This window comes from Microbacterium sp. A94, from assembly GCF_051842855.1.
Taxonomy (GTDB): domain Bacteria; phylum Actinomycetota; class Actinomycetes; order Actinomycetales; family Microbacteriaceae; genus Microbacterium.
This window is the reverse complement of record NZ_JBPXMU010000002.1, coordinates 659,066-673,791: the sequence shown is the minus strand read 5'-3', so window position 1 is coordinate 673,791 and position 14,726 is coordinate 659,066. Positions and strand designations below refer to the sequence as shown.

At 64.6% G+C, this 14,726-nt stretch carries 15 protein-coding genes; 7 read left to right on the top strand and 8 right to left on the bottom strand.

Features of this window, described 5'->3' with window-relative positions; translation table 11 throughout:
* Positions 1-10: 10 nt before the first annotated feature.
* The 6 genes from ACSU1L_RS09130 to ACSU1L_RS09105 all read right to left on the bottom strand — a co-directional run bounded on the left by ACSU1L_RS09130 (position 11) and on the right by ACSU1L_RS09105 (position 7,415).
* The gene (locus tag ACSU1L_RS09130; RefSeq protein ID WP_439255517.1) at positions 11-1,486 is read right to left on the bottom strand and encodes a lipase maturation factor family protein; all 1,476 of its coding nucleotides are present in this window, start codon (positions 1,484-1,486) and stop codon (positions 11-13) included.
* A 130-nt stretch (positions 1,487-1,616) separates the two neighbouring features.
* A complete protein-coding gene (locus tag ACSU1L_RS09125) occupies positions 1,617-2,531 on the bottom strand; it encodes a glycine betaine ABC transporter substrate-binding protein (protein WP_439255516.1) in 915 nt (304 codons plus the stop codon).
* A gap of 76 nt (positions 2,532-2,607) precedes the next feature.
* Positions 2,608-3,537, bottom strand: coding sequence for a glycine betaine ABC transporter substrate-binding protein (locus ACSU1L_RS09120; RefSeq protein ID WP_439255515.1), 930 nt, complete (start codon positions 3,535-3,537; stop codon positions 2,608-2,610).
* A 61-nt stretch (positions 3,538-3,598) separates the two neighbouring features.
* Positions 3,599-4,552, bottom strand: a complete 954-nt coding sequence (locus tag ACSU1L_RS09115; protein ID WP_439255514.1) for an ABC transporter permease — start codon at positions 4,550-4,552, stop codon at positions 3,599-3,601.
* A complete protein-coding gene (locus tag ACSU1L_RS09110; protein WP_439255513.1) occupies positions 4,552-5,853 on the bottom strand; it encodes a quaternary amine ABC transporter ATP-binding protein in 1,302 nt (433 codons plus the stop codon). Before ACSU1L_RS09110 ends, ACSU1L_RS09115 begins: the two co-directional genes overlap by 1 nt.
* Positions 5,854-6,188: 335 nt before the next feature.
* Positions 6,189-7,415: a class I SAM-dependent methyltransferase gene (locus ACSU1L_RS09105; protein WP_439255512.1), complete on the bottom strand. Its 1,227-nt coding sequence runs from the start codon at positions 7,413-7,415 to the stop codon at positions 6,189-6,191.
* A gap of 217 nt (positions 7,416-7,632) precedes the next feature.
* Here ACSU1L_RS09105 and ACSU1L_RS09100 point away from each other — a divergent pair, with 217 nt between their 5' ends.
* The 6 genes from ACSU1L_RS09100 to ACSU1L_RS09075 all read left to right on the top strand — a co-directional run bounded on the left by ACSU1L_RS09100 (position 7,633) and on the right by ACSU1L_RS09075 (position 12,203).
* Positions 7,633-8,286, top strand: a complete 654-nt coding sequence (locus tag ACSU1L_RS09100) for a TetR/AcrR family transcriptional regulator (protein ID WP_439255511.1) — start codon at positions 7,633-7,635, stop codon at positions 8,284-8,286.
* On the top strand, positions 8,283-9,245 hold the full coding sequence (locus ACSU1L_RS09095) for an ABC transporter ATP-binding protein (protein ID WP_439255510.1): 963 nt from the start codon (positions 8,283-8,285) through the stop codon (positions 9,243-9,245). The genes ACSU1L_RS09100 and ACSU1L_RS09095 overlap by 4 nt, the downstream gene beginning before the upstream one ends.
* Entirely contained in the window at positions 9,238-10,038 is an 801-nt protein-coding gene (locus ACSU1L_RS09090) for an ABC transporter permease subunit (RefSeq protein WP_439255509.1), read from the top strand. Before ACSU1L_RS09095 ends, ACSU1L_RS09090 begins: the two co-directional genes overlap by 8 nt.
* 193 nt (positions 10,039-10,231) lie before the next feature.
* On the top strand, positions 10,232-10,627 hold the full coding sequence (locus ACSU1L_RS09085; protein ID WP_439255508.1) for a GntR family transcriptional regulator: 396 nt from the start codon (positions 10,232-10,234) through the stop codon (positions 10,625-10,627).
* Entirely contained in the window at positions 10,624-11,517 is an 894-nt protein-coding gene (locus tag ACSU1L_RS09080) for an ABC transporter ATP-binding protein (RefSeq protein WP_439255507.1), read from the top strand. Before ACSU1L_RS09085 ends, ACSU1L_RS09080 begins: the two co-directional genes overlap by 4 nt.
* Positions 11,517-12,203 carry a hypothetical protein gene (locus ACSU1L_RS09075; protein ID WP_439255506.1) on the top strand — a complete coding sequence of 229 codons (687 nt, stop codon included), beginning with the start codon at positions 11,517-11,519 and terminating at the stop codon, positions 12,201-12,203. The genes ACSU1L_RS09080 and ACSU1L_RS09075 overlap by 1 nt, the downstream gene beginning before the upstream one ends.
* Before the next feature lie 156 nt (positions 12,204-12,359).
* Here ACSU1L_RS09075 and ACSU1L_RS09070 read toward each other — a convergent pair whose 3' ends face one another.
* Positions 12,360-12,950: a winged helix-turn-helix domain-containing protein gene (locus ACSU1L_RS09070; RefSeq protein ID WP_439255505.1), complete on the bottom strand. Its 591-nt coding sequence runs from the start codon at positions 12,948-12,950 to the stop codon at positions 12,360-12,362.
* Between the two features lie 74 nt (positions 12,951-13,024).
* On the opposite strand from ACSU1L_RS09070, the gene ACSU1L_RS09065 reads away from it, so the two are divergent.
* Positions 13,025-14,323, top strand: a complete 1,299-nt coding sequence (locus tag ACSU1L_RS09065) for an MFS transporter (protein ID WP_439255504.1) — start codon at positions 13,025-13,027, stop codon at positions 14,321-14,323.
* A gap of 179 nt (positions 14,324-14,502) precedes the next feature.
* Here ACSU1L_RS09065 and ACSU1L_RS09060 read toward each other — a convergent pair whose 3' ends face one another.
* Complete coding sequence (locus ACSU1L_RS09060) at positions 14,503-14,721, bottom strand: SCO4848 family membrane protein (RefSeq protein WP_438252533.1); 219 nt, start codon at positions 14,719-14,721, stop codon at positions 14,503-14,505.
* Positions 14,722-14,726: the final 5 nt, after the last annotated feature.

Below are 14,726 nucleotides of genomic sequence, written 5' to 3'. Positions count from 1 at the left end.
CAACCGCCCCTCACCCCGGCAGCTGCGCCGGATGTACCACCATGCGCCGCCGATCGCGCACCCAAACGACGCCGTCGGCTCGCCGCTCCGCACGCGTGGCGAAGCGGTACCGGTATGCCACCGCGCGCACCCACTGCGGCCGCTCCCCCGCGAACGGATCGTGGCGCAGCAACGCGAGCGTCGGGGCATCCGCTTCGAGCAGACGAGCCAGGAACCGGGTGAACCAGTCGTCGAGTGAGTGCCCGAGCGGCAGAAACCACATCAGCCAGTCAAGCCGCAGATGGTACGGAGCGAACTGGCGCGGCACGCGCCGCACGTCTCCCGGCTTGCCTGTGAATTCGTACTCGCGCCAGTGGGCGGCATCCGGATCCTCATCGAGCGTCCCCTCGACGACGATCTCGATCCGCTCCTTCGTCACCGTGCCGAACGCGCCGTAGGCGTTCGCGAGCTGCCAGCGGTTGAAGCTCGCATTCATCAGCTGACGACGGGCGAACAGGTTTCGAAGCGCGGGCCAGCTGAGCGCGAGATAGAGGATGCCGACAGCCGAGGTGATCACGACCCAGTAGAGCGGGAGAGAGCCTTCAGAAGGGCCACCCCCGCCGAATCCCGGCAGCCCGATCGCCGAGAACGCGAGCACCACCGTCGCCCAGTTCAGCCAGGCGAAGTTTCCCGTCACCACGAGCCAGAGCTGTGTCAGAAGCACAATGCCACCGGCGACCGCGCCGACGATCGAGGAGCCTTCGACCAGCTGCGGAGGAGCTCCCGGGAGCAGCCCGAGCAGCGGTGCGAACAGGAAGAACGGCACCACCAGCTGCGCGAAGTGATTGCCCAGCACCTCACCCTTGTGAAACCAGCGCGGCAGCAGATGCGCCTGCCGGCTCAGCGGCCCCGGCATCGGCTGCGTCTCATGGTGGTAGGTCAGGGCGGTGAGATCGCGCCACTCGCGCCCACCACGGATCTTGATCATTCCCGCACCGAACTCCAGGCGGAACAGCAGCCACCACAGCAGCACGATCACCACGGTCGGCGGCGGCTGATCACCAGAGCCGAGGAACGCCACGAGGAACCCGGCCTCCAGCAGCAGCATCTCCCACCCGAAGCCGTAGAAGCTCTGGCCGATGCTGGTGATCGACATGTATCCGAGCCAGAGCGCCAGGAAGCACACCATCGGCACCCAGGGCGGGCCGAGCTGCGGGATGCCGACGACGAGGACCACTGCCAGGACGATGCCCGCCCAGCAGAGGACGGCGAGACGCCGATCGGTATAGCGGATGCGACCGAACAGGGTCGGGCGCAGCATCCGTCTTCTCGCCTTCGAAGACGATGCCCACTCGAGCAGTTCCGGGGCGGGCAGTAGTCCCCGCTCGCCCAGCAGCGGTCGGAACTGGTTCAGCGTCGACACGAACGCGACCAGGTAGAGCGCCGCGATGCCCCGTTGGAGCACTTCGCGAGCAAATCCGAAGTCGACAGCGGCGAAACCGTCCATATCGGCCAGGCTACGCCGCTCAGGTGCCGCTCGCATGGGAGGAGAAAGCAGCGATGGGCGGAGCCTCCACTCGGAACGCTCCGCCCATCACTGCGAACTCCGCCCGAGGCTGCGCCCGGGGGAGAGTGAACTACTCGGTGACGACCCAGTCGAACTGGTCGCCGTACTCCTCGAGCCACGCGTCGATCGCGGCCGGCTCATTGTCCTCGCCGAACTCGTTGACGACCATGTTCTCGAGCGACCCGTACTGCTCATCGTCGAGCTTGATCTGCTCAATGAGCTCCGCAGCCTCGGGGTTCTCCTCGGTGAAGCCCTTGTGCGCGATGAAATGCAGGCCCTCGGGCTCTCCGTATCCGTCCTCCGAGTCCTGAAGCTCCTTGATGTCGAAGACATCGTTCACCCAGAACGGCCGCCACAGCGTGACGACGATCTCTTCCTTGTTCTTGATCGCATCCTCCAACACAGTGAGCATTGCCGGCGTCGAGGAGGTGACCAGCTCATACTCGTCATCGAGTCCGTATGCCGGAAGCAGCGACTCCTGCGCATACGTCGCCGCACCCGATCCCGGTTCGATCGTGTAGATCTTGCCGTCGAAGCGGTCTGCCTGACCTTTCAGATCGGCGATCGATTCGAGGTCGACGTACGAGGGCACGGCGAGCATGCCGCTCGCTTCCGAGTAGTACGTGCCGAGATCTTCGAGATCGTCCGAGAACCGGTCCCAGTAGCCCTTCTGCGCGACATCGATCCACGCCGAGGGGTAAATGTCCACATCTCCCTCGGAGAGGCCCGTGTAAAGGGGACCTGCCTCGGTCAGCGTCTGCAACTCGACCGTGTATCCGAGCTTTTCCAACTGGTCCTGAAGCAGGAAGGAGGTGCTGAGGGAGTCCGTCCACGACGGAAGATACCCGAGGGTGATCGTCCCCTTGTCTGCGTCACCACCGGATGCACCGGCGCCGTCGACGGCGCTGCCGGCGCATCCCGCGAGAACGAGGGACGCAACCGCCCCGAAGACTGTGACGGCCGTGATCCGGGTGCGTCGACTCATATGCAGATTCTCCTTCTATCGGTAATGCTAAAAGGGGGCGCCGCGGGCTACGCGACGCCCCCTTCAGGAGAGTGAATTACTCGGTGACGACCCAGTCGAACTGGTCGCCGTTCTCCTCGAGCCACGCGTCAACAGCTTCAGCTTCCTGGCCTTCGCCGAACTCGTTGACCACGAGGTCCTCGAGTGCGCCGTACTGGTCGTCGTCAAGCTTGATCTGCTCGACGAGAGCAGCCGCCTCAGGGAACTCCTCAGCGAAGCCCTTGTGTGCCATGAAGTTCAGCGTCTCCGCGTCACCCATCGCACCCAACGGGTCTTCGAGGTCCTTGACGTCATAGGTGCTGTTGGCCCAGAACGGACGCCACAGCGTCACGACGACGTCTTCCTCGTTGTCGATGGCCTCGCCGAGAACGGTGAGCATCGCAGCGGTCGACGAGGTCTCGAGCGTGTACTCGTCCTCCAGCTCGTAGGCCGGAATCATCGAGTCCTGCGTCTTCGCCGTCAGGCCCGCGCCCGGCTCGATGCCGATGATCCGGCCGTCGAAGCGGTCGCCCGCACCCTTGAGGTCTTCGATCGAGTCGATGTCCATGTAGCTGGGCACGGCGATCGTGAGCTTGGCGTTCTCGTAGTAGGCGCCGAGGTCTTCGAGGTCGTCGCCGTACGTCTTCATGTATTCGGCGTGCGTGACCTCAGGCCATGCAGACGGGAACATGTCGATGTCGCCCTGTGCTAGGCCGGTGAACAGCGGGCCCGCCTCGGTGAGCGTCTCGAGCTCGACCGTGTAGCCGATCTTCTCGAGCTGGTCCTGGACCAGGTACGCCATGCTCAGCCCATCCGACCAGGAGGGGATGAAGCCAAGCGTGATCGTGCCCATTTCAGCGCTTTCAGCGCTGTCGCCGTCTGCGCCTGCGTCACCCGAGTCGTTCGGGGTTCCCGCGCAACCTGCGAGGGCGAGGGATGCTACGGCTCCGAGAGCCACGATGGCTGTGATGTGCCGGTACTTCTTCATGGTGCTTCCTTTCGTATGTTCTGCTGCGTTACGTATGGGTAGGGAGAGAGTACGTGGGTGATCAGATGGCCGCGCCGCGGCGCGGTGTCGAAGCGGTCTCACGCTCAGCCTCGGCCTCGGCGTCCGCTGCCTCGTCACGACGTTCCGCCTGGCGACGCGACAGGATGCCAAGCAGGGACGAGCGAAATTGGTTCGGCGTGCCGAGCGCCGAGGTCACGCGGTCGAGGAAGACGGCGATCAGGACGACACCGAGACCAGCTTCGACCCCCTTGGGAATGTTGATCGTCGAGATAGCTTCGACGACCATCTTTCCGAGGCCATCCGCACCGGCCATACCGGCGATGACAACCATCGACAGTGCGAGCATAATGACCTGGTTGACGCCGGCCATGATTGTCGGCATCGCCAGCGGCAGCTGAATGCCGCGCAGGATCTGCGACGGCGTCGCGCCGAACGCCTGACCAGCTTCAACGGTCTCGGAATCCACACCCCGGATGCCGAGCTCGGTGAGTCGCACGCCAGGAGGCAGCGCGAAGATCACGGTCGCAACCAGCCCCGGCACGACGCCGATGCTGAAGAAGACGATCGCGGGGATCAGGTACACGAACGCCGGCATCGTCTGCATGAAGTCGAGTACAGGCTTGAGAATTGCGCGCACCGTACTGTTGCGCGCCGACCAGATACCCAGCGGAATCGCGATCAGAATGGCGACGACGGCAGACACCAGCACGAGCGACAGCGTCTGCATCGCCGGCTCCCACAGGTCCATGCCGACGATAAGGGTGAAGGAGATCACGGTGCCGACGGCCATCTGCCACGAACGCACCAGCCAGGCGATGACCGCGAAGAGAGCGATCAGAATCGGAAACGGAGTGCCGACCAGAAGGTCGGTAAGGCCGTTGACGAGGAACTTGACGACGAAGGCGATGAAGTCGAGCAGGCCTTCGAGATTGTCTTTGACCCAGTCGACGACGACCTTAGCAGCGTCGCCGATCGGAATGCGGAACCCATCCATCAGCGCACCTCCCCTTCGATCGCGGCGCCGCCGGCGACGGCATCCTCTGCCGCCTCCAGAACGGCGTCGATCTCAGCCTGCGGCACCGGCAGGTGCGGCAGGGTAATCTCCTCGGTCGAGTTCGGGCCGGGGCCGAGGGCCGCGAGCAACGTGACACGAGGGATGACGCCGGTCAGTCGCCCTTCCGAATCGAGAACCGCAAGCGGCAACTGCGACTCGACAGCGGGAACGAACAGGTTCATCAGCACGTCATCTTCTGAGACGCTCAGCGGCACGGGCTTCAGGATCGACGTCAGTGACGTCTCGCCCTTGCGCACCAGCTTCACCGCGTCGCGGTCGCTGACCATGCCGATCAGCTTGCGGTCACGACCCGTGACATACGCGGCCGACATGTAGGAATCCCGCATCTGACGAAGCGCCGTGCGCGGGCCGGCATTGTCGGCGACGACCGGTCGCGGACGCTCCATGACATTGGATGCCGTCAGCACGCGGGCGCGATCGACATCCTGCACGAACTGCTCGACATAGTCATTGGCAGGATCGGTGAGGATATCCTCGGGCGTTCCGATCTGCACGATGCGTCCGTCACGCATGACCGCGATCCGGTCGCCGAGGAACATCGCCTCATTGAGGTCGTGCGTGATGAAGACGATCGTCTTCTGGAGCTTCTGCTGCAGCTCGACCAACTGCTCCTGCATCTCGCGCCGAATGAGCGGGTCAAGGGCGCTGAACGCCTCGTCCATCAACAAGATGTCGCTGTCCGCCGCCAGCGCACGAGCGATGCCGACGCGCTGCTGCATTCCACCGGACAGCTGAGACGGGAACTTATCGCCCCAGCCGGTGAGCCCCACCAGATCAAGAACTTCATCAGCGCGCGCGAGACGTTCTGCGCGGGGCACACCCTTGAGTTCGAGCGGGTAGGCGACGTTCGCGGCGACCGTGCGGTGCGGAAGCAACGCGAAGTGCTGGAACACCATAGACACGTTGTCGCGGCGGATCTCACGCAGGCGAGCCGCCGGGATCCCCGTGATCTGGTCCTCGCCGATAGTGACGGTGCCGTCGGTGATGTCATGCAGTCCGTTGAGCATGCGGATGATGGTGGACTTGCCCGATCCGGACAGGCCCATGATGACGAAAATCTCGCCACGCTTCACTTCGAAGCTGGCGTCGATGACGGCGGCGGTTCCGGCATCCATCACATCGGTGCGGCTTTCGCCGGCCTTCAGCCGACGGACGGCCTGGTTCGGATTCTTCCCGAACACTTTGAACAGATTGCGCGCAACTAGTGCGGTTTCGGTCACGTTTCCCCCGGCGGCTCACCGACTTTTCGGGTTTCGGGAGCCCACTTCGGTTACGTCCGGGACGAGTTCACAAGGCCGTTCGAAATTGCTGCATCGCGGCACTGACGGCGGAATTCGGCTCCGCCGCAAGAACATCGACCGTACGTCCACGCCTCTTCGCAGCACAGCTCATCGAATGAAGGACGTGACCGCGGACTGGTCATCAGGCCAAAAGGCCTACATTTCAACGTAACAAAATGGCCGGTCAGGGGCAAATCTCGATCCGGTCACGGCGCTTGTTTTTGTCGCGTGAACGGGAGTTCTGTCTAATGTCGACAATCTGCGCGTATGCGAAATCAGTGCCGAATGCTTCGCGTGACGGTGAACTTCGGCGTGCGCCGGAGCTGCTCCGCGGGTCCGATTATGCGTCCGATTTCCGCCCGATATCCGAGTGCGGAGTTGTAGACCGTGAGCAGTTCTCCACCCGGGCGGAGCAGTCGAGCGGACGCCTCGAACAGCCGCGTGGCAGCCCCCGCGTGGATGCTGGCACCGAGGTGGAACGGCGGGTTAAGCAGGATGAGATCGGCGGATGCGTCGGGCAGTTCTGAACCGGCGTCGTCATGCGTGACCGTGACACGGTCCTGGATGCCGTTGGCCACCATGGTGGCGCGAGCCGATGCCACAGCCGCGGCCGAGCGGTCAGTCGCGGTGATCCGAGCTTCGGGGTGGCGCAGCGCGTAGTACGCGGCGAGGGCGCCGGTGCCGCAGCCGAGGTCGACGACGTGCTCGCCGCGCATAACTCCTGAACTTTGCGCCTCGAAAGCGGATGCATCAGCATTTCCGGCCGGAATGGGTGCAGTTCTCAGGAGTTGTGAACCGGCAGAGTCGGAGAGTACTTCCAGCAGCACCCGGGTTCCGATGTCGATGCGGTTGGCGGCGAACGCGCCGCCGTGGGCGACGAGTGTGAGCCCGAACCCCGAACCTGTCGATGGGTCCGGATGCTCCGCACGCTGCGGATACGGCGGCAGATCCGGCACGGGCCGCGGCCCCCGCGCAACGATGAGCCGTGACTTGCGCTCAGCACGCTGGGGCTGCACCTCGGCGAAGCTGCGGCCGAGCACCTCGTTTTGCGCGAGCGTCATGTGCTTGACGCGCCCTCCGGCCACCAGGGTCACATCGGGCGCGGCCCAGCGGGCGACGGCATCCGTGATCTCCTCCAACTCGGCGAGGGACTTGGGCAGCTGCAGCAGTACGAGCTTCGCCCCATCGAGCAGCGACGCGTCGAGTTCATGGGATGCGAAGCCCGTCAGTTCAAGCACCTGCGCGTTGTTGGCCAGCGCCCGACGCCCGGTGGCGAGATCCTGATGCACGCGGATGCCCGTGAACCCAGCATCCGTCAGCGCCAGCGTGATTGCACCGTACTCGTCGCCGATTACGGTGATCTCGGAACCACTCAGCCCAGTTTCTTCGACCAGCGCGAGAGCGCACTCGACCAACAGCAGATCGGTGGCGTCGTGGGCCTGCAGATTGTTCGCCTCGACATCGGGAAATCGGCACAGGCGGTCATAGGCAAAGTCGGGCACCTCCCCAACCTACGCGCCCGCGACCGCCGCTACGCGCCTTCGCGCTCCGTCTCGAACCCCGCCGTCGACGCGTGCACAACTCCTGAGGTTTTCGCGCCGGCGAGGGTCGAAGCTCCATTTTCGCCCGAATCCGGCACAGTTCTCAGGAGTTATGACCCCACCACACAGCGAGTGCATACCCTTGACAGAGGCTGAACATCTGTTTAGTCTGCTGTACATGCGTTCAGTACCTGATGACCTCACCGCTCGCGCTCGCATCCGCGACACGGCCATCGTCGCCTTCGCTCGCGACGGTTTCGATGGGACGAGCCTGCGATCCATCGCTCGCGAGGCCGAAGTCAGCCCAGCCCTGATCGTGCATCACTTCAGCGACAAGCAGGCGCTGCGTCGCATCTGCGACGAGTACGTCGCCGGCATCTTCACTGACGAGTCGCATGAGCTGATTAATGCCCCGACAAGCGACCGCATCCGCGCCGCCCTGAACGACCTCGACCGCTACGGCCCCTACATCGACTACCTCGGACGCATGCTCGTTGACGGTTCACCCGCCGCAGATCGGCTGTTCGACAGCATCCTCTCCGGCACCCGGAAGGTGCTCGACGAGCAGAACGCCGCTGGCCTGCTCGAACCGATGAGCGACCCAGAGATGACCACTCTCATCCTGGCACTCATGGGGCTCGCGCCCGTCGTGATGCGCACCCAGATCTCCCGCGCATTAGGCGCCGACTACCTCAGCCCCACAGGCCTCCTGCGCTCGACGCTTCCGACCATGGAACTGCTCACCCACGGCCTTTACGCCTCCGACGCGTTCCTGGATGCAACGCGCACAGCGTTGGGCGCCTCTCCCGTTCCCGAGGAGGAACGACCATGACCGCCGCCGTAGAAACTCGAGCCCTGCATAAAACGTATGGCCAGCGCGTCGCCCTGCACGAACTCGACCTGCGCGTGCAGGAGGGGAGCGTGTTCGGCCTGATCGGGCCAAACGGTGCTGGCAAAACGACCACGATGCGCACGCTTATCGACACGATTCGGCCGTCTTCCGGCACCGTGCGGGTGCTCGGCGAGGATCCCCGACAGGGAGGCTCGGCACTTCGACGGCGCATCGGCTACGTCCCCGGCGAACTGCACCTCGAGGGGCGCGCAAGTGGCCACCGACTGCTGTCGTTCTACGCCGAGGTGTCCGGACGGCCGGGCGATGCAGCATCCACTCTGCGAACAGCGCACGATCTCGCCGACCGGCTCGGCGTCGATCTGAACCGTCCTGTGCGCACACTTTCGAAGGGCAACAAGCAGAAGATCGGACTCATCCAGGCGTTCATGCACCGCCCCGAGCTCCTCATCCTCGACGAGCCGACCAGCGGACTCGACCCACTCATGCAGCGCGAGTTCCTGCAGCTCGTGCGCGAAGCGCGTGCTGCCGGCCAGAGCGTGCTGCTCAGCTCGCACGTGCTCAGCGAGATCCAACAGACCGCCGACGAGGTCGCCGTCCTCAGCGCGGGACGCATCGTCGCCGACGGCCCGATCGCCGCGCTTCGCCTCGGATCGGTACGCCGGGTGCGCGTCATCGTCGAGGGCACGGATGCTGCGGCGGCCCGCGCCGCGCTCGAAAGAGTGCCGGGAATCGACGCGCTGGAAGTCACCGCCGCCGCCGCAGACGTGCAGGTGTCCGCGACCATCGAAGGGGCGATCGACCCCCTCGTGAAGCTGCTGGCGCAATACGACGTGCGCGAGCTGACCGTCGAGGAGCCGGATCTTGAGGAGTCCGTGCTGCGACTGTACGGGGATGCTTCTTCCTCGACCCCCGGCGGCAAAGAGGCTGACCATGCGTAGTTTCCTGCCGGTATTTCGGCGCAGCATCCGCGAATCATGGCGCAGCCTTCTCGGCTGGTCGATCGGCATCGCCGCCGTTCTTTTCCTCTACTTGCCGATCTACCCCACGTTCGGGGCCAGCGATCAGATGACGGAGCTGATCGAGTCGCTCCCGAAACAGTTGGTCGACACGCTCGGGTACAGCCAAATCGCCACCGGAGCCGGCTACACCGAGGCCACGTTCTACGGGCTAATGGGCTTCCTGCTACTGACCATCGCAAGCGTCATCTGGGGATCGGCCGCGCTCGCCGGCGCCGAGGAGTCCGGACGCACCGAACTCGACCTCGCCCACGGCATCGGACGCATGCAGTACGCCTGGGAATCCGGGCTCGCCGTCCTGGTGCGGCTGCTGTGGCTCGGCGCGTTCTCGGGCCTCGTCGTGTGGGCATTGAACGGACCGAGCGAACTCGAGCTCGATCCCGTGCGCCTTATCGGCGCCAGCGCCGCGCTGACCGGGCTCGCCTTCCTCACTGCTGCGGCGGCTCTCTTCGCGGGAGCGGCGACCGGGCGCAAGATCTGGGCGACCGGCGTCGGTGCCGGCATCGCCGTACTCGCGTACATTCTGCAGGCACTGGCGAAGCAGTCGGGTGACCTGGAGTGGCTGAACGCGCTGTCGCCGTACGCATGGGTGTTCCGCCAGTCCCCTCTTGCTGAGGGTGTGGATGCCGGTGGGCTCGCGCTCACGTGGGGGGTCGCGCTGGCTCTGGCCGCGGCATCCGCTTTCGCGCTGCGCGCTCGCGACCTCCGCGGCTGACGACCGCGGCCCGGTCGCCGGTGCATAACTCCTGAAAAATTGAGCCAGGCCGGCCCGATCAGGCCGTGGCTACGTCAACAGTTGGCAGATCTCAGGAGTTGTGCAGGGCGCGGTTTGCTCGAGGACTTGACACACACTCGGGTTAGATGGTTAGTTAGTCGAGTAAGTAACCGACCAACTGCAGGAGGAATGCGTGATTGAAGAAGGAAAGCCCCTCTTCCTCCAGATCGCCGAGCAGATCGAGGACTCGATCCTCGACGGCTCACTGGAAGAGGAATCCCAGGCGCCCTCGACGAACGAGCTCGCCTCCTTCTACCGCATCAACCCCGCCACCGCCGCGAAGGGAGTCGCAATGCTCACCGATAAGGGAGTGCTGTACAAGCAACGAGGCATCGGCATGTTCGTTGCCTCCGGCGCCCGCGAACTGCTGCTCGGCGAGCGCCGTGCGGCCTTCGCCGACCGTTACCTCGACCCACTGCTCGCCGAGGCCCGCACGCTCGGGCTCGGCGCCGAAGATCTGGCAGCCCTGTTGCGCGAACGCGCTGCAGCAGGTGCATCCGAAACCACTACCGAAGGGACGCCCGCATGACCGCCGTCATCGAGGTGAAGAACCTCACCAAGCACTACAAGCAGACGAACGCGCTCGACAATGTGTCGCTGTCGATCGAGGGTGGCTCCATCTACGGGCTGCTCGGCCGCAACGGCGCCGGCAAGACGACACTCATGTCGATCCTCACCGCCCAGAACTTCGCCACGTCGGGCGACGTGAAGGTGTTCGGCGAGCACCCGTACGAGAACGCCCGCGTGCTCAGTCGGGTCTGCTTCGTCCGCGAGAGTCAGAAGTATCCGGATGATGCGACTCCGGGCCACGCGTTCCGCGCCGCTCGCCTCTTCTTCACGAACTGGGATCAGGGTCTGGCCGATCAGCTGATCCGCGACTTCCAGCTGCCGATGAAGCAGACGATCAAGAAACTCTCGCGCGGGCAGCTCTCGGCTGTCGGCGTCATCATCGGCCTCGCCTCGCGTGCCGAGATCACCTTCTTCGACGAGCCCTACCTCGGCCTCGACGCCGTAGCCCGGCAGATCTTCTACGACCGCCTGCTCGAGGACTACGCCGAGCATCCTCGAACGATCATCCTCTCGTCGCACCTCATCGACGAGGTCTCCAATCTCATCGAGAAGGTCATCGTGATCGACAGCGGCACGATCCTGCTCGATGAAGACACTGACACGCTGCGTGATCGCGCCGTCACCGTCGTCGGCGATGCGGCGAAGGTCGATGCCTGGGCCACCGGCCGAGACATTCTGCATCGCGAAGCGCTCGGACGCGTGGCATCCGTCACCGTGCTCGGGCATCTGTCCGACGCCGAAAGGGCAGAGGTCTCGGCATCCGGGCTCGACCTCGCACCCGTCTCACTGCAACAGCTCATCGTCCGCTTGACCCAGAAGGCCGGCGCAGAAACTCAGGAGGTTCGCTGATGTCCCGCACACTGAATGTCATCCGTCTGCAGTTCATCAACAAGCAGACCTTCATCTGGGTGCCGCTGATTGTTCTGGGCGGCGCCGTGCTCATCTCCGTTCTCATCTACGCGATGATCCCCATCGACACCCCGAAGTACGGTGGCGGCGGGCAGGCTCCGCTCTGGGTGTTCTTCGCCGTCGGCATGTCGGCGATGACACTGACCTTCCCGTTCTCTCAGGCAATGAGCATTACCCGGCGGGAGTTCTTCCTCGGAACGATGCTGACGGCGATCCTCGCGAGTGGCCTGATGGGGCTGATCTTCCTCATCGGCGGCGGTATCGAACTGCTCACGAACGGCTACGGCGTAAACGGCTATGTGTTCCACCTGCCGTGGGTGTGGGAGACCGGACCGCTCGGGGCCCTCATCGTCTACTTCACCCTCGCGCTGTTCTTCTTCGTCGTCGGATTCACCGGCGCGACGATCTACAAGAGCTGGGGACCGATGGTGCTGACGATCGCGAGCGTCGCACTGGCACTCGTCCTGGTCGGCATCGCCTTCCTCGTGACGCGGCTCGAGCTGTGGGAGCGGGTCTGGATCGGAATCCTCGACCTCGGAGCCGTCGGGCTCGCGCTGTGGGGACTCGTTGCCATTGTGGTGCTGTCCGCGGTCTCGTTCCTGGCATTCCGGCGGGCGACGCCGTAGGGGTCAGGGGCTTGGCGACGGCTCAGCCGTTCATAACTCCTGAAGAATCGGCTCGATCGGGTGCGTACAGCCCCTGATCGGGCCGATTCTTCTGTTTTTTCAGGAGTTGTGCACGTGCGGCGGTGGCGCGGCAGCGGCGGCGGCAGCGGACGCCCGTCAAATCGTGTCGTCGGCCCCGATGATGTCGAGAGTCCAGACGCGGCCGTCGGGATCATCAGGGTCGTGGGCGTCTGCGATCTCGTGGATTACGTCGTTGATGCGGTGCTCGATCTCACGAAACTCTGCCTCTGTCAGCCGCAGATTGCGCTGCGAGAAGGTACCGTGCACGGCCGGGTTTCGACCCGCAACATAATCGGGCGCCCACCTCATCACCCGCCGCACCATGTCGAAATGCTCATCGACAAGTGACGCCATGAGTGCATTTCCCAGCACCTCGTCCTCGACCGGATGCTCGGGGGACCCGACATTCCATGCCGTCTCCACGGCCTTCCACACCCGATCACGCTTGTCGCGAGCATGCTCGGGCGCCTCTTCGATGAGGTCGGCATCCGCGAGGACGCGCAGGTGAAAGCTCACGCTGTTCGCTGGAACGCCGAGATCAGCGGCAATATCGGCAGCACGAGCGTGTCCCCGTGCACCGACGGCCTTCACGATCCGGCGTCGGAGCGGATGCGCGTACGCCTTGAGCATCGCCGACGTCGCATTTCTCGCGTCGGGATGCACGGGCTTCGGAGATTCATCCGCCATGCCTCGATCCTATCCGCACCAGAAATTGCGCAAGAACAATTGCGCAATAGAACGTGCGCATCTAGTATCGACCCATGACCACCACGACCCCACCGCATCGGCTCACGCGCAATGGCCGCTACATCACCTGGCTGATCAGCGACACAGCCAAGGGTCTGGCCAGTGCACTGTTCGGCTTCGCGATCCCGCTGATCGTGCTCTTCGTCACGAATGACCCGGCCCAGGCCGGCATCATCGGCGCGGTCGGCATGGCAACCCGAACCATCACCACTCTGTACGGCGGCGTGCTGGCCGACCGCCACCGCCGCATCGTCATGATGGTGCTCGGCTCGCTCATCGGAGTGGTGCTGTCTGGAGCATTCGTGCTGCTCGCCCTCGGCGACGCCCTCACGTTCACGACGTTGCTGGTCATCGATGTGCTCCTCGCCGCGCGGACCGGCCTCTTCGACGTCGCTGGCGAGAGTGCGTTGAAAGAGATCGTCCCGGATGACGCGATGGGCCGGGCTCAAGCCGCGAACCAGGGCCGCAGCGCCGTGCTGGAACTGGCCGGCGGGCCGCTCGGTGGCGTGCTGCTGGCCGCCGGCGCCTGGCTGATCGGCGCGGCCATGGCGCTGTGCCACGTGATCGCGGCCGTGACGGCGTGGATGCTGCAGCGAACAGCATCCACTTCGCCTGTGCAAGATCCAGACGATCCGGATGCCGGAAAGCCCCGAGCGGATGCGGGCAAGCCCAATGCGGTACGGGAGATGAAGGAGGGGTTTCGCTGGCTGTTCTCGCGTCCCGACCTGCGGGGCGTGCTGTTCGTGGCGACGATCGTGAACCTCGGCTTCGCCACCGCGATGACGACGATCATCTATGCACTGCAGCAGGCAGGACACTCCACCATCACCATCGGATTCCTCGGCACCGCGGCCGGAGTCGCCATGCTGCTCGGCGCCCTCGTCGCACCGGCGCTGGTGTCGCGGGTGCGGGCGAGCGTCATCATCATCGGCGGTCTCAGCGTCTCGGTTTGTGCAGTCTTCGGCATGATTCCGGCGCGTGAGCCGCTGGCGCTGGCCGGCGTCCTCGCCATCACGGTGTTCTTTATCCCCGCGGTGAACTCCGCGCTGATGGGCTACTTCATGGTTGCGACCCCGACCGCACTGCTCGGACGCGCAAACAGCGCCAGCGCCGTGCTCGGAATGGGCGCCATGCCGCTCGCACCACTGATCGCCGGATTCGGACTCGCTTCGATCGGGCGCGAGGGCACGCTCATCACTGCATCCGCTCTGTGCGCCTTATCGGTGCTGCTCGCGCTTTCCAACCGCGGCCTGCGCGCACTCCCGGTCGAGTCCGGTTGGAGGGCGCACGCCCGTCAGTTCGAGACGACCTGACCCGGCCCCGGCAGGCGGTTCCCGGCACAGTTGTCGGCCCAGATCACGCCTGCAGGCCGAGATCCTCAAATCCGCCCGACAGGCGTGCCAATCGACCTACAAGTGTGACGCGTACCTGTGGCGCACCCGATGCACGCCCGGCAAAACAGCAGTGACCTCGGCGACAACCGAGACCCCGACTAAAGCACCCCGACGAGAGCGGCCACCCCGGCGAGCACCGATACGAGGGCGATCACCAGCGCGAACGCGATGAGGATCGCATGCACTTTGAGGAACGTCGTGGCCTTGCCGTCAGCATCCCGAGCCCGCGGATCATCCACAACCCGCTTGTAGAACCGGGGCCACACGATGACGTTGAAAGCGGCGTTGATGAACAGCAATACAGCAAGGGCGATCACCCTCC